At 60.4% G+C, this 17268-nt stretch carries 16 protein-coding genes and 2 tRNA genes; 14 read left to right on the forward strand and 4 right to left on the reverse strand.

Annotation, left to right across the window (positions count from 1 at the left end):
- Positions 1–12: 12 nt before the first annotated feature.
- Both V7756_RS00450 and V7756_RS00455 read left to right on the forward strand, forming a co-directional pair.
- Positions 13–1293, forward strand: coding sequence for a S41 family peptidase (locus V7756_RS00450; RefSeq protein ID WP_335608197.1), 1281 nt, complete (start codon positions 13–15; stop codon positions 1291–1293).
- 59 nt (positions 1294–1352) lie between these two features.
- Positions 1353–2351: a divergent polysaccharide deacetylase family protein gene (locus V7756_RS00455; RefSeq protein ID WP_335608198.1), complete on the forward strand. Its 999-nt coding sequence runs from the start codon at positions 1353–1355 to the stop codon at positions 2349–2351.
- A gap of 12 nt (positions 2352–2363) precedes the next feature.
- Here the strand turns inward: V7756_RS00455 and hisF are convergent, their stop codons facing one another.
- The 4 genes from hisF to hisB all read right to left on the reverse strand — a co-directional run bounded on the left by hisF (position 2364) and on the right by hisB (position 5302).
- A complete protein-coding gene (hisF, locus tag V7756_RS00460; protein ID WP_335608199.1) occupies positions 2364–3137 on the reverse strand; it encodes an imidazole glycerol phosphate synthase subunit HisF in 774 nt (257 codons plus the stop codon).
- 81 nt (positions 3138–3218) lie between these two features.
- Positions 3219–3968 (reverse strand): 1-(5-phosphoribosyl)-5-[(5-phosphoribosylamino)methylideneamino]imidazole-4-carboxamide isomerase, encoded by a 750-nt coding sequence (hisA, locus tag V7756_RS00465; RefSeq protein ID WP_335608200.1) that lies wholly within the window; start codon positions 3966–3968, stop codon positions 3219–3221.
- A 96-nt stretch (positions 3969–4064) separates the two neighbouring features.
- Positions 4065–4706, reverse strand: a complete 642-nt coding sequence (gene hisH / locus V7756_RS00470) for an imidazole glycerol phosphate synthase subunit HisH (protein WP_335608201.1) — start codon at positions 4704–4706, stop codon at positions 4065–4067.
- A gap of 2 nt (positions 4707–4708) precedes the next feature.
- A complete protein-coding gene (hisB, locus tag V7756_RS00475) occupies positions 4709–5302 on the reverse strand; it encodes an imidazoleglycerol-phosphate dehydratase HisB (protein WP_092286246.1) in 594 nt (197 codons plus the stop codon).
- A 205-nt stretch (positions 5303–5507) separates the two neighbouring features.
- Between hisB and V7756_RS00480 the strand changes: the two genes are divergently transcribed.
- From V7756_RS00480 to V7756_RS00535, 12 genes are all read left to right on the forward strand, one after another.
- Entirely contained in the window at positions 5508–6590 is a 1083-nt protein-coding gene (locus V7756_RS00480; protein ID WP_335608202.1) for an NAD(P)/FAD-dependent oxidoreductase, read from the forward strand.
- A 71-nt stretch (positions 6591–6661) separates the two neighbouring features.
- On the forward strand, positions 6662–8830 hold the full coding sequence (locus tag V7756_RS00485; protein WP_335608203.1) for an AsmA family protein: 2169 nt from the start codon (positions 6662–6664) through the stop codon (positions 8828–8830).
- The gene (mutY, locus tag V7756_RS00490) at positions 8827–9885 is read left to right on the forward strand and encodes an A/G-specific adenine glycosylase (RefSeq protein ID WP_335608204.1); all 1059 of its coding nucleotides are present in this window, start codon (positions 8827–8829) and stop codon (positions 9883–9885) included. The genes V7756_RS00485 and mutY overlap by 4 nt, the downstream gene beginning before the upstream one ends.
- A gap of 11 nt (positions 9886–9896) precedes the next feature.
- On the forward strand, positions 9897–10169 hold the full coding sequence (locus V7756_RS00495) for an oxidative damage protection protein (protein WP_335608205.1): 273 nt from the start codon (positions 9897–9899) through the stop codon (positions 10167–10169).
- An 89-nt stretch (positions 10170–10258) separates the two neighbouring features.
- A tRNA-Phe gene (locus V7756_RS00500) sits at positions 10259–10334 on the forward strand.
- Between the two features lie 262 nt (positions 10335–10596).
- The gene (locus V7756_RS00505; RefSeq protein ID WP_335608206.1) at positions 10597–11364 is read left to right on the forward strand and encodes an ABC transporter ATP-binding protein; all 768 of its coding nucleotides are present in this window, start codon (positions 10597–10599) and stop codon (positions 11362–11364) included.
- Between the two features lie 10 nt (positions 11365–11374).
- Positions 11375–12124, forward strand: coding sequence for an ABC transporter substrate-binding protein (locus tag V7756_RS00510; RefSeq protein ID WP_335608207.1), 750 nt, complete (start codon positions 11375–11377; stop codon positions 12122–12124).
- Between the two features lie 45 nt (positions 12125–12169).
- Positions 12170–12862 carry an ABC transporter permease gene (locus V7756_RS00515; RefSeq protein ID WP_335608208.1) on the forward strand — a complete coding sequence of 231 codons (693 nt, stop codon included), beginning with the start codon at positions 12170–12172 and terminating at the stop codon, positions 12860–12862.
- On the forward strand, positions 12859–13563 hold the full coding sequence (locus V7756_RS00520; RefSeq protein WP_335608209.1) for an ABC transporter permease: 705 nt from the start codon (positions 12859–12861) through the stop codon (positions 13561–13563). Before V7756_RS00515 ends, V7756_RS00520 begins: the two co-directional genes overlap by 4 nt.
- Positions 13564–13574: 11 nt before the next feature.
- Entirely contained in the window at positions 13575–14798 is a 1224-nt protein-coding gene (locus V7756_RS00525) for a methyltransferase (protein WP_335608210.1), read from the forward strand.
- A 316-nt stretch (positions 14799–15114) separates the two neighbouring features.
- A tRNA-Thr gene (locus tag V7756_RS00530) sits at positions 15115–15190 on the forward strand.
- Positions 15191–15381: 191 nt separating this feature from the next.
- Positions 15382–17262, forward strand: coding sequence for a PAAR domain-containing protein (locus V7756_RS00535; protein WP_335608211.1), 1881 nt, complete (start codon positions 15382–15384; stop codon positions 17260–17262).
- The last annotated feature ends 6 nt before the right edge of the window (positions 17263–17268 follow it).

The raw sequence follows: 17268 nt of genomic DNA on the forward strand, positions 1-17268 counted from the left end.
TGGGAGAGTTTCATGATTGCAGTGCGTAGTCTGTTTGTTGCCAGCTTGAGCTTGAGTCTCAGTCTGGCCCCTGTGTATGCGCAAGAAGCTCCACAGGAGGCTGCCGCACCCCTGCCGTTGAACGAACTACGTACCTTTGCCGAAGTGTTCGAGCGTATTCGTACCGCCTACGTTGAGCCGGTGGATGACGCGACACTGCTGGAGAATGCCATCCGCGGCATGCTGGAGGGGCTCGACCCGCACTCGGCCTACATGGCGCCGGATGAGTTCGCCGGGCTGCAGGATACGACCCAGGGCCAGTTTGGTGGGCTGGGTATAGAAGTAGGTCAGGAGGATGGTTTTCTCAAGGTGGTTTCGCCTATCGACGATACACCGGCTGCAGAGGCAGGTATCGAGGCGGGCGACCTGATCGTCAAGATCGACGATCAGCCCGTCAAGGGCATGAGCCTGATGGATGCCGTCGACAAAATGCGCGGCGAGCCGGGCACCAGTATTCGCCTGACCCTGGTGCGCAACAACGGACGCCCCTTCGAGGTCACGCTCAAGCGCGCCATTATCAAGGTCAAGAGCGTCAAGTCGGAAATGCTCGAGCCGGGCTACGCTTACCTGCGCGTGACCCAGTTTCAACTTAATACCGGGGATGAGGTGCGCAGCAATCTCAATCGTCTGAAAGCCGACGGCGACCTCAAGGGTCTGGTGCTGGATTTGCGCAACAATCCGGGCGGGGTGCTGCAGTCGGCTGTCGAAGTGGTTGATACCTTTGTCGACAAAGGACTGATCGTCTACACCAAAGGGCGCCTGAGCAATTCCGAAATGCGCTTCAGTGCGACCAGCAACAACCCTTCCGGTGATATTCCGCTGGTGGTATTGATCAACGGCGGCTCGGCCTCGGCGTCCGAAATTGTGGCTGGCGCACTGCAGGATCTGGGGCGCGGTGTGATCATGGGTACCGACAGTTTTGGCAAGGGCTCGGTGCAGACCGTGCTGCCGCTGAACAATGATCGCGGCCTGAAACTTACCACCGCACTCTATTACACGCCCAAGGGGCGCTCGATTCAGGCCCAGGGGATAGTGCCGGACATCCGTGTGGAGCGCGCGCACCTGACCCTGGACGAGGCCGAAATCAGCTATCGCGAGGCCGATCTGGCCGGCCATTTGAACAACGCCAGCGGCAATGAACGGCCTACCTCTGCCAGCAGTCGAGGCGACAATCCGCTGGCTGATGACTATCAGTTGAATCAGGCGGTCAGTCTGCTCAAGGGGCTGAACGTCGCCCGCAGCCACGTGCAATAGCGCCACTGGTGTTGTCGAGAAACAGCTTGCGCCGCCTCGTCTGCGGCGCATGCAGCGGGGTGTCGATATTGCTCGCCGCTGTGCTGCTGTCTGGCTGCTCGGACGAGTCGCCGGATTCGGCGGCCGCTACCAAAGCGGACTCCTCTACGCAGCTCGCTGCCGAAGTTGCTGTCGAGCGCGAGCCGGTCGCGCCAGCGATCCTCTCGCCGGGCGTCGGGTCCATTCCTTCGCTGCCACCACCAGCGCCCGAGTCCGCTGCCGGCATGTCGCCGGACGCTAGCTCTGCGTCAGCGCCCCCGCCAGAGCTGGCTACGCCGCCGGTAGCTCCCGGACCGGCTGAGGTGCAGCTGCCTGCGCCGTCACCAACTAAGATGGCACCGCCTGCTGCGCTACCGATGCTCAGCATCATCATTGATGACGTCGGCCACAGCCGCGCCGCCGGCGAGCGGATCATTGCCCTGCCGGCGCCGGTAGCGCTGGCGATCATGCCCTTTACCCGCAATGCACAGGCCCTGGCGACCCTGGCTGCCGAGGCCGGCAAGCCGGTGATGCTGCATCTGCCGATGGAAAATCTGGCCGGGCTCTCCATGGGTGAAGGCGGGCTGAGCACGCAGATGTCACGGACGGTTTTCGATGCTCAGCTACAGGCCAGCCTGAACGCCTTCACGCCGATTCAGGGGGTGAACAACCACATGGGCAGCAAGCTGACCGCCGACCGGGAACGCATGGACTGGCTGATGACGCAACTGGCAGCGCGGCAGCTATTCTTTGTTGATAGCCGCACCAACAAGGAAACCCAGGCGGCCTTTGCCGCGCAGGCGAGCGGTGTGGCCAATGTATCGCGTGACGTCTTCCTGGATAACCTGCGTACGCCCGTGGAGCTGGAGCGGGAGTTCAAACTGGTGCTGGCACGGGCGCGCAAGCAGGGCGCGGCGGTGTTGATCGGTCATCCCTATCCGGAGACCCTGGCCTTCTTGGAGCAGCAACTGCCCGGGCTGGAGGCGCGCGAGGGGGTGCAGCTGGTCAGCGTGCAGGCGCTGCTGACCCGGCCGCATTGAGACGCTTGTTGGTTACAGGCGCATCTCGATGCCGCGCTCGGCCATATAGGCTTTGGCCTCGCTGACGGTAAACTCACCGAAGTGGAAAATACTGGCCGCCAGCACGGCATCCGCGCCGCCCTGAATCACGCCCTCGGCCAGGTGTTGCAGATTGCCGACACCGCCCGAGGCGATCACGGGGATGTGCAGCGCGTCGCTGATGGCGCGGGTCACGCCCAGGTCGTAGCCGCTCTTCACGCCGTCCTGATCCATGCTGGTGAGCAGGATTTCGCCGGCGCCCAGTTGTTCCATCTTGCGTGACCATTCCACGGCATCCAGCCCGGTGGGCTTGCGCCCGCCGTGGGTGAAGATCTCCCAGCGGCCCGGCTCGCCGGGGGCGGAAACCCGCTTGGCGTCGATGGCGACGACGATGCACTGCGAGCCGAAACGGTCAGCTGCTTCACCGACAAACTCTGGATTGAACACCGCAGCGGTGTTGATCGAGACCTTGTCGGCACCGGCGTTGAGCAGGTTGCGGATGTCTGCCACTGTGCGCACGCCACCGCCCACGGTCAGCGGAATGAACACCTGGCTGGCCATGCGCTCGACCGTGTGCAGCGTGGTGTCACGCTCCTGATGGCTGGCGGTAATGTCGAGAAAGGTAATTTCGTCGGCGCCCTGCTCGTTGTAGCGACGGGCAATCTCCACCGGATCACCGGCATCGCGGATGTTCTCGAACTTGACGCCCTTGACCACGCGACCGTTGTCGACGTCGAGGCAGGGGATGATGCGTTTGGCCAGGGGCATGGGCTTTCTCCGAAAGCAGCTGCAAGCGACAAGCTTCAAGCTGCAAGCAAAATCAGTAAACCGGCGCGGACAGCTTGCCGCTTATGGCTTGTGGCTTGCCGCTGCGTTGTCACACAGCGCCTGCGCTTCAGCTACATCCAGCGTGCCTTCATAGATTGCACGGCCGGTGATGGCGCCGATGATGCCGGGGGTGGTGGTGTCGAGCAGGGTCTGGATATCGCCCAGATTGTGGATGCCGCCTGAGGCGATCACCGGAATCGAGGTGGCGTTGGCCAGTGCGGCGGTGGCTTCGACGTTACAGCCCTGCATCATGCCGTCTTTGGCGATGTCGGTGTAGACGATGGCGGACACGCCGTCGGCTTCAAAGCGCTTGGCCAGATCGATGACCTGAATACTGCTCACCTCGGCCCAGCCGTCGGTGGCGACAAAACCGTCCTTCGCGTCCAGACCGACGATCACCTTGCCAGGGAAGGCACGGCAGGCCTCGGCGACGAACTTGGGCTCTTTTACTGCCTTGGTGCCTATGATCACGTAGCTGACGCCGGCTTTCACGTATTCTTCGATGGTTTCCAGGGAGCGAATGCCGCCGCCGATCTGAATCGGCAGGTCGGGGTAGCGCTTGGCAATCGCGGTGACGGCGGCGCCATTCACCGGCTTGCCCTCAAAGGCGCCATTCAGGTCTACGAGATGTAGGCGGCGACAGCCGGCCTCGACCCAGCGCGCGGCCATGGCGACCGGATCGTCGGAGAACACGGTGGCGTCGTCCATCAGGCCCTGGCGCAGGCGCACGCAGGCGCCGTCTTTGAGGTCGATAGCGGGAATAATGAGCATAACTTTTTCCTTTGGAAAAAGAGCTTCAAGTTTCAAGCTGCAAGCCTCAAGCGGATTTGCTTGCAGCTTGCAGCTGGTGGCTTGCAGCTCTGTTCTTTACCAGCGTCCATCCCAGGCGAGAAAGTTCTGCAGCAGCTGCAGGCCATTGGTATGGCTTTTCTCGGGGTGGAATTGGGTGGCGAATACATTGTCCTGGGCCAGCGCGGCGGCAAAGTCGACACCGTAATGGCAGCGGCCGGCCAGCTGGGTGGTTTTAACCGGTGCGGCATAATAGCTGTGCACAAAGTAGAAGCGCGCATTCTGCTCGATGCGATGCCAGAGCGGGTGGTCCAGGTTCTGCTGCACCTGGTTCCAGCCCATGTGCGGCACCTTGAGACGCACATCGCCGTCGTACAGCTCGTTGCCAAAAAACTTCACTTCACCGGGAAACAGACCCAGGCTGTCAACGCCGCCATTCTCTTCGCTGCGCTCGAGCAGCATCTGCATGCCCACACAGATGCCCAGCAGCGGCTTTTCCCTGGCCACTTGATAGACCACCTGATCCAGCCCCAGCTGACGCAGCTCGCTGACGCAATCGCGAATTGCACCTACGCCAGGCAGCACCACGCGGTCGGCGTTGAGAATCGCCTGCGGATCACTGGTGACTTCAACCTGTTGCGCGCCCACGTGCTCCAGGGCCTTGGCCACCGAATGCAGGTTGCCCATGCCGTAGTCGATGACGGCTACATGAGTCGACATGCTTACAGGCAACCCTTGGTGGAGGGCATGATGCCGCTCATGCGTTCATCCTGCTCGATGGCCATGCGCAGCGCACGGCCAAAGGCCTTGAACACGGTTTCAATCTGGTGATGCGTATTTACGCCGCGCAGGTTGTCGATGTGCAGGGTCACCTGGGCGTGGTTGACGAAGCCCTGGAAAAACTCCATGAACAGGTCAACGTCAAAGCCCCCCACGCTGGCGCGGGTGTAGGGCACGTGCATCTGCAGGCCGGGGCGGCCGGAAAAGTCGATCACCACGCGTGACAGGGCTTCATCCAGCGGCACGTAGGCATGGCCATAGCGGCGGATGCCCTTCTTGTCGCCAATCGCCTTGGCAAAGGCCTGGCCTAGGGTGATGCCCACGTCTTCAACGGTGTGGTGGTCGTCAATGTGCAGGTCGCCACGGGCCTTGATAGTCATGTCGATCAGGCCGTGTCGGGCGATCTGGTCGAGCATGTGCTCAAGGAAGGGAACGCCAATATCAAAGTCGGCTTCGCCGGTACCATCGAGGTTGATGGCGACATTGATCTTGGTTTCCAAAGTGTCGCGCGCGACGCTGGCCTTGCGCTCCGCCATGGTTAATCTCCGCTGAAGTTGTCGGTCAAAGGCGGGCATTATACTTGCCTGCGGGCCGGTTGGGCTACAGCCGGCTGGCCCGGCCGGCGATGAGTGGCTGACGGCTGTCATTGAACTGGGCGGGGCGGCACAATGCAGAGCGGGTGTGCGGAGCAGAAAAAACACGTAGAGACGGGAGTATAAGGCGACGGACTATGATCTGGTTGTGATAGGTGCGGGCGTAGTGGGGCTGGCCATAGCGCAACGCCTGGCACGCACCGGACGGCGGGTGCTGGTGCTGGAGCAGGAAGCCTGGGTGGGGCAGCATGCCTCCAGCCGCAACAGCGAGGTGATACACGCAGGAATCTACTACCCACCCGGCTCGCTCAAGGCGCGCCTCTGTGTGGAAGGGCGAGAGCTGCTGTACGCCTGGTGCAAGGAGTATGGGGTGCCGCACCGGCGGATCGGCAAATTGCTGGTGGCCGTTGCGCCAGCCGAGATAGCTGCACTGCACCAGCTACAGCGCAATGCAGCCGCAAACGGGGTGCTGTTGCAGTGGTTGGACGCCCAGCAGGTGCAGGCGCTGGAGCCGGAGGTGCGGGCGGTGGCGGGGCTGTTTTCGCCGCTCACCGGGATTGTCGATAGTCACGCGCTGCTGCAGTCTTTCGAAGCGGCACTGCGCGCGTCGCGTGGCGAGCTGGTCTGCCGCACCCTGGTGCAGCGCATAACGCCTTTGGCTGAGGGCTTGCGAGTCGAGGGCATCAGCGGCGGTGAGCCCTTTGCGGTAGAGGCGGCGCAGGTAGTGAACTCTGCCGGCCTGTTCGCCCAGGCATTGCAAGAGCGTATCGAGGGGGTACGGCAGATGCCGCCGCTGTATTGGTGTCAGGGTCGCTATTTTGCCTACTCCGGCTCGTCGCCCTTCCGTCATCTGGTTTACCCTATGCCGGAGGCCAATGCGGCTGGGCTTGGTGTGCACGCCACCTTGGACATGGCAGGCCAGCTGCGCTTTGGTCCCGATGTGCGCTATGTACAACAACTGGATTATCAGGTCGATGCCAGCCTGCGCGACGAATTCGCTCGTGCGGTACAGCGTTATTGGCCTGCTTGCGAGGCGCAGCGATTGCAGCCGGCCTATGCTGGGGTGCGTGCCAAGCTTAGCGGCGCGGGGGAACCGGCCATGGATTTTGTCCTCCAAGATCAGACAATTCATGCTGTGCCTGGGCTGGTCAGTCTGTTCGGGATCGAATCGCCCGGGCTGACTGCCAGCCTGGCGTTGGCCGAGCGGGTGCTGCTGATGCTGGAGCCCTGAGTGCGGGCACGATTTTGCTACCTGGGCGGGGTGTTCCGTCGGGGCCATTGGAAGCCTGTTAAGGAGAAGTCATGAAAGCCTTTGCCAAGGTACTTGGACTGGTAGTGTTCGGCATTGTGGTGCTGGCTGCCGGCGTGCTGTTTTTTCTTACCCGGATGTTCGACCCCAATGACTATAAGGAAGACATCCAGCAAGCCGCACGGGAGAAGGCCAATATCGAGCTGACCCTGGACGGGGACATCGGCTGGTCGTTGTTTCCCTGGCTTGGCATAGAGCTCAAGGATGTGGGTGTGGCGCCTACCGAGCAGCCGCAGCAGCCGTTGGCGCAGGTAGGTTCGCTGGGGTTGGGCGTCAAGGTGCTGCCGCTGCTGCGCCGCCAGCTGCGCATGAGCGATGTGATTCTTGACGATGTCCAGTTGCTGTTGGTCAAAGATGAGGACGGCGAGGGTAACTGGGCCAATATAGGTCCACAGGATTCGGGCGAAGATTCAGGCACCGCTGGCGAGCAGGAGCCCGCACCCGCCACCAAAGACAGGTCCATGGATTTTGCCGTGGAAAGCGTCCAGATCACCAACGCCAGCGTACGCTATGAAGACCGAGAGAGCGGTCAACTGTTGACCCTGGAGCAGGCCAACCTGACCACCGGTGCCTTGATTGAGGGCGAGCCCTTTGATGTCAGTTTTCTGGGCATGCTCACCACCGACAAGCCGGCTCTGCGCGTGCGGCTGGACGTGAAGACAGTCGCGCAGTTTGACCTGGGTCTGAAGCGTTATCGCTTCGATGCGCTGGATATGAAAGTGGACGCCAGTGGCGAGCCCTTCTCCGGTCGTGCAGTCAATCTGCAGCTACAGGCGGATGGCCTGGTAGATCTTGGCGCGCAGGTAGCGGAGCTGAATCAGCTGCGCATGAGCCTGGGTGACATGCGCGCAACCGGCGCGCTCAAGGCCACCGGATTGGATAGCGAGCCACGGCTCAGCGGCCAATTGAACGTGGCAGACTTTGATGCCCGCGATCTGCTGCGTGATCTGGGACAGGAGCTACCTGATATGGCTGACCCGGGCGCACTGTCAAAGGTGTCGCTGTCGACCAGCCTCAGCGGCTCTGCCTCCAGCCTGATGTTGAATGATCTGGAGCTGGTGGTGGATGACGCCAGCCTCAAGGGGCAGATGGGGATTACCGATTTTACCCGCCAGGCGCTGCGCTTCAGCTTGGTGGGAGATCAACTGAACCTGGATAACTATCTGCCGCCCCGAGAAGAAAAACAGGGCGACGCGGCCCAGGAGCAAGCGTCGGGCGGCAGCAGGTCAACCGCGCCACCGCCCGAGTGGAGCGACGACGCCGTGTTGCCGCTGGAACAGTTGGCGCGCCTGGATGTGGATGGCAGCCTGGAGCTGCAGAAAGTGACACTGACGGGGCTGGACATCAGTCCGTTCAAGGCGGCAGTAACGGCGCGCGAGGGGCGCATCCTGCTCAAGCAGCTTGATGGGGGTGTGTTTTCTGGCACATTTACCAGCAAGGGCGAAGTGGACACGCGCCAGACGCCGGTCAGGTTGAATATTGCCAGCCAGCTAAAGGGTATCGACTCGCTGGCCGCGCAGAAAGCCTACGAGATGCCAGCCCAGGTACGCGGCGCGCTGGATCTGGAGTTGGATCTGAGCATGCGCGGCAATAGCATGCGGCGCTGGATGAATACCCTGACCGGCAACGCCAGCTTCGAGTTCGATGAGGGGGCACTGCTCGGGGTGAACCTGGAGCAGCAGTTGTGCCGCGCTATTGCATTGGCCAACCGAAAGTCGCTGAGTGCGGAGCACGGCAGTGAGGACACCCCCTTCGAGCAGTTGAGTGGCAGCTTTACCGTGCGTGATGGGCAGATCAGCAATCGCGATCTGGTGGTCGAGCTGCCCGGCATTACGGCCAAGGGCACGGGCGAGGTCAATCTCCCTGACCAGCGGTTGGACTACCGCATTGGCCTGCTGCTCGAGGGTGACAAGAGCGACATGCCGGATGAGGCCTGTCAGGTCAATGAGCGCTATGTCGGCGTCGAGTGGCCGGTGCGCTGCCAGGGCTATCTGCACAATGCCGCGCGCAGCTGCGGCGTGGATACCGAAGGCGTGACCAAGGTCGCGGGGCAGCTGCTGGGCAACGAGGCCAAGCGCAAGCTGGAAGAGCGCCTGGATGAAAAGCTGGGCGACAAGGCGCCCGAGCTGCGCGATGCCATCAAGGGGCTGTTTTCCAATTGAAGTCGGATGAGTTTGCCCAGCGTGTACTGGACTGGTACGACATGCACGGGCGCAAGGATCTGCCCTGGCAGCACGACAAGACGCCCTACCGCGTCTGGGTTTCCGAGATCATGCTGCAGCAGACGCAGGTGGCAACGGTGATTCCCTATTACGCGCGCTTCATGGCGGCACTGCCAGATGTGCACGCCCTGGCGGCGGCCAGCGATGACGAGGTGTTGCATCTGTGGACCGGGCTTGGCTACTACAGCCGGGCGCGCAACCTGCACAAGGCGGCCAAACAGGTAGTTGCCGAACACGCTGGTGAGTTTCCGCGCAGCATAGAGGGCCTGATGGCGTTGCCGGGCATAGGTCGGTCGACCGCTGGCGCCATCGCCTCGATCAGCATGGGCCTGTGGGCGCCGATTCTCGACGGCAACGTCAAACGGGTGCTGGCGCGCTTTGGTGCGGTTGAAGGCTGGCCAGGCGAAAAGCAGGTGCATGATCGTTTGTGGCGCATGGCCGAGCGGTACACGCCCCAAAACAGGGTGCAGGCCTACACGCAGGCGATGATGGATATGGGGGCTACGCTGTGCACGCGCAGCAAGCCCTCCTGCTTATTGTGCCCGGTGAAAGAGGGGTGTGAAGCGCGCCTTCTGGGCGAGCCCGCCCGCTTTCCCGGTTCCAAGCCGCGCAAGACCCTGCCGGTGCGTCAGTGCGTGATGCCCCTGTTGTTGAATGAGGAAGGTGAAGTCTGGTTGCAGCGCCGGCCGCCCAGTGGTTTGTGGGGCGGTTTGTGGTGTCCGCCGCAACTGGACGACAAAGCGAGCTTCGCAGTCTGGCTGCAGGCGCAGCCGCTGCAGGTTGAAGGGCGTGAGGCGCTACCGCCCCTGCGGCACACCTTCAGCCATTTTCATCTGGACATCCAGCCGGTGCTGGTCAGGGTCAGTGCCGGTTCAGGCGTGGCTGAAGAGGGGCGGCTCTGGTATAACCTGCGCCAACCCAGTCGCCTCGGTCTGGCAGCGCCGGTGAAAAAGTTGCTAAAGCTGATCGAGGTTCACCTGCCAACTGTTGCTTGAAGGAGACAGTGATGACACGCACGGTAATGTGCCGCAAATACAAGGAAGAATTGCCCGGGCTGGAGCGCCCGCCCTATCCGGGCCCCAAGGGCGAGGCGATTTTTCAGGACGTGTCCAGGCGCGCCTGGGATGAATGGCAGGCCCACCAGACGATGCTGATCAACGAGCGTCGTTTGAACATGATGGATCCCGAGGATCGGCGCTTTATCCAGGCGGAAATGGACAAGTTTCTTGCCGGGGAAGACTACGCGCAGGCCGAGGGTTACGTGCCGCCGAGTGCATGATGTTTTGGTAAGCGGCTGAAAAGTAGAAAATATTTTTTGGCAGGCGCTTGACACAAAAAGGCTTAAACCGTTTAATAGCGGCCCTTGATGCCCAGATAGCTCAGTCGGTAGAGCAGAGGATTGAAAATCCTCGTGTCGGCGGTTCGATTCCGTCTCTGGGCACCACCTATTTCAAAGCCCGCTGGCGACCCCAGCGGGCTTTTTTGTTTCTGGTGGTTGAGAGCTCTCTAGCTGGCGTGTTGGCAAGAGTCTTGCCTGTATTTGCCGGGTTGTGACCGAAACAGGGTTCTTGGTCATGCCGCCGAGCTGTGCTAGTTTTGCCAGAACATGACGACTGGACCCCGCAGAAGGATCTGTGTCCCAGCCGCCGCATCACAAATGTGGTGGTAATACACCTGACGGCTAAAAGCCTAGTGGATAACGATACGTGACTTCGCCCGCTCTAGAAGTGCGCAATTTGCACAAACGATACGGCGACCTTGAAGTGCTCAAGGGCGTTGATCTGGTCGCCAACGATGGCGACGTCATTTCCATCCTCGGTTCCTCCGGTTCCGGCAAGAGTACGCTGCTGCGGTGCATCAACCTGCTGGAAAATCCGCATCAGGGTCAGATACTGGTGGCTGGCGAAGAGCTCAAGCTCAAAGCGGGTCGTCACGGCGAGCTGGTGGCGGCCGATAACAAGCAGATCAATCGCCTGCGCGCCCGCGTCGGCTTTGTGTTCCAGAGCTTCAACCTGTGGCCGCACATGAGCATCCTCGACAACATCATCGAGGCACCCCGCCGCGTGCTGGGCCAGTCCAAGGCGGAAGCAGTCGAGGCGGCCGAGGCCTTTCTCGACAAGGTCGGCATCGCCGACAAGCGCCATGCCTTCCCCGCACAGCTTTCTGGTGGGCAGCAGCAACGCGCTGCCATCGCGCGCACGCTGGCCATGCAGCCACGTGTGATTCTGTTTGATGAGCCGACCTCGGCGCTGGACCCGGAAATGGTCCATGAGGTACTCACGGTGATTCGAGCCCTGGCTGACGAAGGACGTACTATGCTGTTGGTAACCCACGAGATGGGCTTTGCCCGGCAGGTATCCAGCCAGGTGGTGTTTCTGCATCAAGGGCAGGTCGAAGAGATCGGTACCCCGGAACAGGTATTCGATAACCCCGGTTCCGAACGCTGCCGACAGTTCATGTCAAGCCATAAATAGGAGTAGGTCCATGAAACAATACAAAAAGGTTTTGCTGGCAACTGCCGCCGCGTTGTTTATGAGTGCTCCGGCCTTGGCCGAAACGCTGCGCATCGGTACCGAGGGGGCCTATCCGCCCTTTAACCTGATCGACAGCAGTGGCGAGGTGGTTGGCTTTGATATCGATATCGCCAAGGCTCTGTGCGCCGAAATGAAGGTTGAGTGCACCGTGGTGACGTCCGACTGGGATGGCATCATTCCCGCGTTGAACAACAACAAGTTCGATTTCCTGGTGGCCTCGATGTCGATTACCGACGAGCGCAAGCAGGCAGTTGATTTCACCAACCCCTACTACACCAACAAGCTGCAGTTCGTGGCGCCCAAGTCGGCCGACTTCAAGGTTGATGAGGCCAGCCTGAAAGGCAAGACCATCGGCGCGCAGCGCGCGACCATCGCCGGTCAGTGGCTGGAAGAGAACATGGGCGACGTGGTGGACATTCGCCTGTACGACACCCAGGAGAATGCCTACCTGGACATGAACTCCGGTCGTATCGACGGCGTTCTGGCTGACAACTTTGTGCAGTACGAGTGGTTGCAGAGCGAAGCTGGTTCCAACTTCGAGTTCAAGGGCGAGCCGGTGTTCGACAACGACCAGATCGGCATTGCCGTGCGCAAGGATGATCCGCTGCGTGAGCGCCTGAATACAGCGCTGCAGGCCATTATCGACGATGGTACCTACGAGAACATCAACGCCAAGTACTTCCCTTTCAGCATCTATTGATGACCAGCCGGGCTCTACGGAGCCCGGCCTGGATATAAAACGCCCATGCCCGATTTACAAGGTTTCGGTCCAGCCCTGCTCGAAGGGACCTGGATGACCATTCGTTTGTCTCTTGCCGCGGTAGCCGTGGGCCTGGTTTTCGGCCTGCTTGGCGCCAGCGCCAAAGTTTCCAATAACGCCTTCGCCCGTGGCCTGGGTGGCTTCTATACCTCGGTAGTGCGCGGCATCCCGGAAACCGTCTGGGTACTGATGATGTACTTCGGTACGGTATCGGCATTCAACGCCCTGGGCGCCTATTTCGGTAACCCGCGTTTGTCACTTAGCCCCTTTGTGGCGGGCACCCTGGCCTTGGCGCTGTGTTTCGGAGCCTACGCCACCGAGGTGTTTCGCGGTGCGCTGCTGGCGATCCCGGCAGGGCAGAAGGAGGCCGGCCTGGCGCTTGGCCTGTCGAACTGGCGCATCTTCTACCGTATTACTTTGCCGCAACTGTGGCGCGTCGCGTTGCCCGGCTTGGGCAATTTGTACCTGATTCTGCTCAAGGACACGGCGCTGGTCTCGCTGATTACCCTGGATGAAATCATGCGCAAGGCGCAGTCGGCGGCCAACGCTACCAAAGAACCCTTTACCTTCTATCTGCTGGCAGCAGGGATCTATCTGTTCCTGACCGTCTTCATCATGGCTGCGCTGCACTGGTTTGAAAATCGCGCCAACCGTGGCTTTGTGAGAACCGAGCTATGATCCTCGCCGAGAAGTGGGCGCTGATCGAGCGCTTTTTGCCGCAGCTGTGGGATGGTGCGATGGTTACCCTGCAGCTAGTGGGCCTGGCGGTGCTGATCGGCCTGGTGGTCGCCATTCCGCTGGGCCTCGCACGGGCTTCGCGGCATTGGTATATCCGCGCCTTACCCTATGGCTATATTTTCTTCTTTCGTGGCACCCCGCTGTTGCTGCAGCTGTTTCTGGTCTATTACGGCATCTCGCAATTTCAGGCGGTGCGCGACAGCTTCCTCTGGCCCTATCTGCGCGAGCCCTTCTGGTGCGCGCTGATCACCATGACCATGCACACCGCTGCCTATATCGCCGAGATTCTGCGCGGCGCTATTCAGGCCGTGCCACCGGGTGAGGTCGAGGCGGCGCGCGCGCTGGGCATGTCGCGGCGCCAGGCGTTGCAGCACATCATATTGCCGCGCGCCATTCGCATCGGCTTGCCGGCCTACGGTAACGAAGTGATTCTGATGCTCAAGGCCAGCGCCGTGGTCTATACCGTCACCATGATGGATATCATGGGCGTTATCCGTACCATCAATTCGCGGACCTATGAGTACGAATTGTTCTTCATGGTGGCTGGGGTGATCTACCTGATCATTACCCTGGTGTTTACCCAGCTGTTTCGCCTGGTTGAGCGCTGGCTCAAGGTAGACGCCAGCCGGCAGTCGCGCTGAACGGCACGGCAGTGAGCTTCGCCGCGCACTTCGCCGAGCTGGATCGGTGGCTGCACCAGCATCAAGCGCTATGGCGGGCCAAGCCGTTCACCGAGCTGCAGCTGCCTTGGGAAGCGGATTGGCCCGAGCTGGCGCACTGGTTGCGCCAGCGTAGCCTGGCCGAGGCCGAAGCCGCGCATCAAGCGCCGCAATTGCTCCAGGCGCCGGCGCCCTTCACCCAGCTGGCAGCCGACGCCATAGGCTTCATCCGGCTACCGCGCTGGCAGGCGCCGCCGGATAACGCTCTGCCCGAGCCGCTGTATCGCCATATTCCCGGCCGTAAATGGCAGCAGATCACCGCCTTCGCCGGCGTCGCCGCAGCGCAGCTACAGCAGCCTGCCACGCGCTGGATCGATTGGTGCGCCGGCAAAGGGCACCTGGGCCGATTGTTGGCCTGGCAGGGCAGGCAGCCACTGGTCTGTCTTGAGCAAGACGCGGCGCTAATTCAGGCCGGAGCGGCTCTGAGTCAGGCATTATCGGTCGATGCGCAGCACCTGCAGACGGATGTTCTGGCGTCTGATTGCGCAAAGCAGCTGCGCGGTCACGACTCGGTTGTCGCCTTGCACGCCTGCGGCCAATTGCACATGACGTTGCTGCAGCAACTGGTAGCCAACGACTGCCGCCAGTTGGCACTTTCTCCCTGCTGCTACAACCGCATTGAGCCTGAGCGCTATCAGCCGCTATCGGCCGCAGCGCGCGCCGCGCAGCTACAACTCAGCAAGGAGGACCTGTCACTGCCCTTGCAGGAAACCGTCACCGCCGGCCAGCGCGAGCGGCAGCAGCGCGACCGCTCCATGGCCTGGCGCCTGGCTTTCGATCTCTGGCAGCGCGAGGCGCGGGGCATAGACAGCTACCTGCCCAGCCCCTCCAAACCTCCGGGCGGCACCGTGCAAGGTTTTGCCGGCTTCTGCCGCAGCCTGGCGGAGCACCATCAGCTGCAACTGGCCGACCCTGACAGCTGGCCGCAACTGGAACAGCGCGGCTGGCAGCGCCTGGCCGAGGTGCGCAACCTGGAGCTGTTGCGCGGCCTGTTTCGCCGTCCGCTGGAAGTCTGGCTACTGCTCGACCGCGCGCTATATCTGCAGGAGGCGGGTTACCAGGTGCAGCTGGGTGAGTTCTGCTCCCGCAGCCTGACGCCGCGCAACCTGCTGCTGTTGGCAGAAAAGCAGAACCAACAAGTCATCACCAGTCTGTAAACGGGTAGTGCACAGAGTTATCCACAGATTGCGCGCTGCCGCGGTTATCCACGTCTGCTGTGCATAACTATGTTGATGACGCGGTGGTAACCCTCTGAAAGCGAGAAATGACGTGCCTTTGCGCCAAGCGTATGAATTTTGATCAGGGTTGATAAGTGCGCGAAAACAACAGCTTGCGGGCGCTACGTCAAGTACTGAGCGAAAAGTCATGCACAAGTGACAGTGGGCTGTTTCAGGCCCAAAACCGCCATATAAATGCAAACTCTTGCGCCCCATGGCTTTACACACAAATTTAGCGATATATAATGCACCCCGCGCCGGTATAGCTCAGTTGGTAGAGCAACTGACTTGTAATCAGTAGGTCCCGAGTTCGACTCTTGGTGCCGGCACCATCGAATCAACGCAAAAGGCTCATCTTCGGATGGGCCTTTCGTGTTTCTGAGGTTTGCTTTTCTCCCTCCGCCAATTTGCTTGCCTAGCATGCGCTGCGTCACATACCGCCGGAATAGCCATTGCTGCGCCTCGTCCGCTTTCATAGCCTGCAAATCACACAGGAGTGCAATTTCGCCAAAAGGAGCCTGGCATGTCCGGCAAACCCGCTGCCCGTCAGGGCGATCCAACTCAATGCCCGAAGAAGGGGCACGGTGGTAACGCGTTAGTTACCGGCTCAGCAGATGTGTTGTACGACGGCCAGCCGGCTGCGCGCCTGGGCGACAGCACCGCGTGCGGTAGCGCGCTGCTCGGACAGGTGATACCCAATGTACTGATCAATGGCCGCCCGGCCGCGGTGCTTGGCAGTACCGGCACCCATGGGGATGTAGTGATAGGTGGCTCTGGCACCGTGATCATTGGCGGCGCAGTGGTTTCTGCTAGCGGGGAGGGTGGCGTCAGCAGCCTGCTTTCCCCTGGCGGCGCAACGTCCGTGCAGCAGTTTCGGCAGAGCGCAGTAAGTGAAGACTTGCCGTTTTCAATCGAGGAAGAAGAGGAGGAAGACGAGCAGGAGCTGCCGTTGCAACAGCGCATTACATTGCGGGTGGGTATGTTCTTCGACGGCACTCTGAACAATATGAATAATGCCGCCTTTACTGCGGAGTGCCGGCGTCAGGATCTGGCACTGTTCGAACTCGAGGAGCTGGAACGCATCCGCGCCTTCTGCGAAGAAAATGGTTATGGCGAGTTCTCGCCGCAGGGGCGTTACGACAGCTTGCCGGATAACAGTTACGGCGGCGAGAAGAGCAATGTGGCGCTGTTATATGACCTGTATCAGGATCAGGCGGATGTGGTTCTTGGCGAACGCGATAATAGGGTCAGCCTTGCAGTGTACGTTGATGGTATTGGGTCAACAGCGGGAGAGGCTGATTCGCTGGCAGGATATGCATTTGGACAAGGTGATACTGGGGTTGTTCAGCGTGTAGAGCAAAGCCCAGAGCTGATTTTGGCCAAGCTGCGCCGGCTTCTGAATAGCAACCGAGGAGTGCTCATTGAAGAGCTCGAGTTCGATATCTTTGGCTTCAGTCGGGGCGCCGCGGCTGCGCGGCATTTTGCTAATGACGTAAACGCACCAACAAGTATGGTGCGGTCTGCACTGCTATCTCAGCTTGGTTCGACGCTAGCCCCCGAATTCAAATGGCGCTCGCACGTGAGCATAAATTTCATCGGGCTGTTTGATACGGTTGCTGCCATAGGCGATCCTGGGAGAGGGCATTTGAGCGTTGGCGACGCCAAGAACCCCGGCGTTAATCTGCACTTGGCTCCTGATTGCGCTAAAAAGGTAGTTCACCTGACCGCTGCTGATGAGCACAGGCATAACTTCAGTCTCAACAGGGTCGATACCAAATACCATGAAGAGCTAGCTTTGCCCGGTGTTCACTCGAATTTAGGTGGGGGCTATCCAGCAGTTATACGCGAGCGCGTGCTGCTTGCCAGGCCTTTGCTGGTGACGGGGAGCTATTATTCACTGCGCGGCATTGAAAGGGCAAAGCTTGAACGATCTAGTGCTTGGAGTAGACGCGAAAGCCAGGAAAACGCTTTCAGAGCTAAAGGTTTGCCCGGCACAGGGCAATTTATTAAACACGAGATCACAATTGCGCCGAGCAACGCCCGACAGACAGGGCTTGGAAGCGCCGGAGATGTGCTGCTGTTTCTTAGCTTGGATCGCTATGTGCTGGGCGACTTATCGAAGATTTCTCTGCGAGTTATGCATTCAAAAGCAATTTCGCATGAGGCACCATTCAAACCGATTCCAGAGACACCAGTCTTTATTGTTCCCCCACCATTGATGCCTATCGCCGAGAAAATTATTTCTGCTGCTCTAGCAGGAGATGTTGTGTCGTTGTCGGAAAGCGAAAAGCGCTTCCTGCACGGGTCATACATACACTGTTCCGCTAACTGGAATGCAAGACAGGGCTTTTTCGTCAATAAGCCTCGAGCGGAGAATAAGCGAGCTGTTTATGAGAGCGAGTAAGGTTGG

It is taken from the genome of Halopseudomonas sp. (genome assembly GCF_036961105.1).
GTDB lineage: Bacteria > Pseudomonadota > Gammaproteobacteria > Pseudomonadales > Pseudomonadaceae > Halopseudomonas.

Bases quoted from the DNA above. Each gene is read 5' to 3' on its own strand.
- V7756_RS00450 (WP_335608197.1), top strand. From the start codon at position 13: ATGATTGCAGTGCGTAGTCTGTTTGTTGCCAGCTTGAGCTTGAGTCTC.
- hisF (WP_335608199.1), bottom strand. From the start codon at position 3,137: ATGCCCCTGGCCAAACGCATCATCCCCTGCCTCGACGTCGACAACGGT.
- hisA (WP_335608200.1), bottom strand. From the start codon at position 3,968: ATGCTCATTATTCCCGCTATCGACCTCAAAGACGGCGCCTGCGTGCGC.
- hisH (WP_335608201.1), bottom strand. From the start codon at position 4,706: ATGTCGACTCATGTAGCCGTCATCGACTACGGCATGGGCAACCTGCAT.
- hisB (WP_092286246.1), bottom strand. From the start codon at position 5,302: ATGGCGGAGCGCAAGGCCAGCGTCGCGCGCGACACTTTGGAAACCAAG.
- V7756_RS00485 (WP_335608203.1), top strand. From the start codon at position 6,662: ATGAAAGCCTTTGCCAAGGTACTTGGACTGGTAGTGTTCGGCATTGTG.
- V7756_RS00495 (WP_335608205.1), top strand. From the start codon at position 9,897: ATGACACGCACGGTAATGTGCCGCAAATACAAGGAAGAATTGCCCGGG.
- V7756_RS00510 (WP_335608207.1), top strand. From the start codon at position 11,375: ATGAAACAATACAAAAAGGTTTTGCTGGCAACTGCCGCCGCGTTGTTT.
- V7756_RS00515 (WP_335608208.1), top strand. From the start codon at position 12,170: ATGCCCGATTTACAAGGTTTCGGTCCAGCCCTGCTCGAAGGGACCTGG.
- V7756_RS00520 (WP_335608209.1), top strand. From the start codon at position 12,859: ATGATCCTCGCCGAGAAGTGGGCGCTGATCGAGCGCTTTTTGCCGCAG.
- V7756_RS00535 (WP_335608211.1), top strand. From the start codon at position 15,382: ATGTCCGGCAAACCCGCTGCCCGTCAGGGCGATCCAACTCAATGCCCG.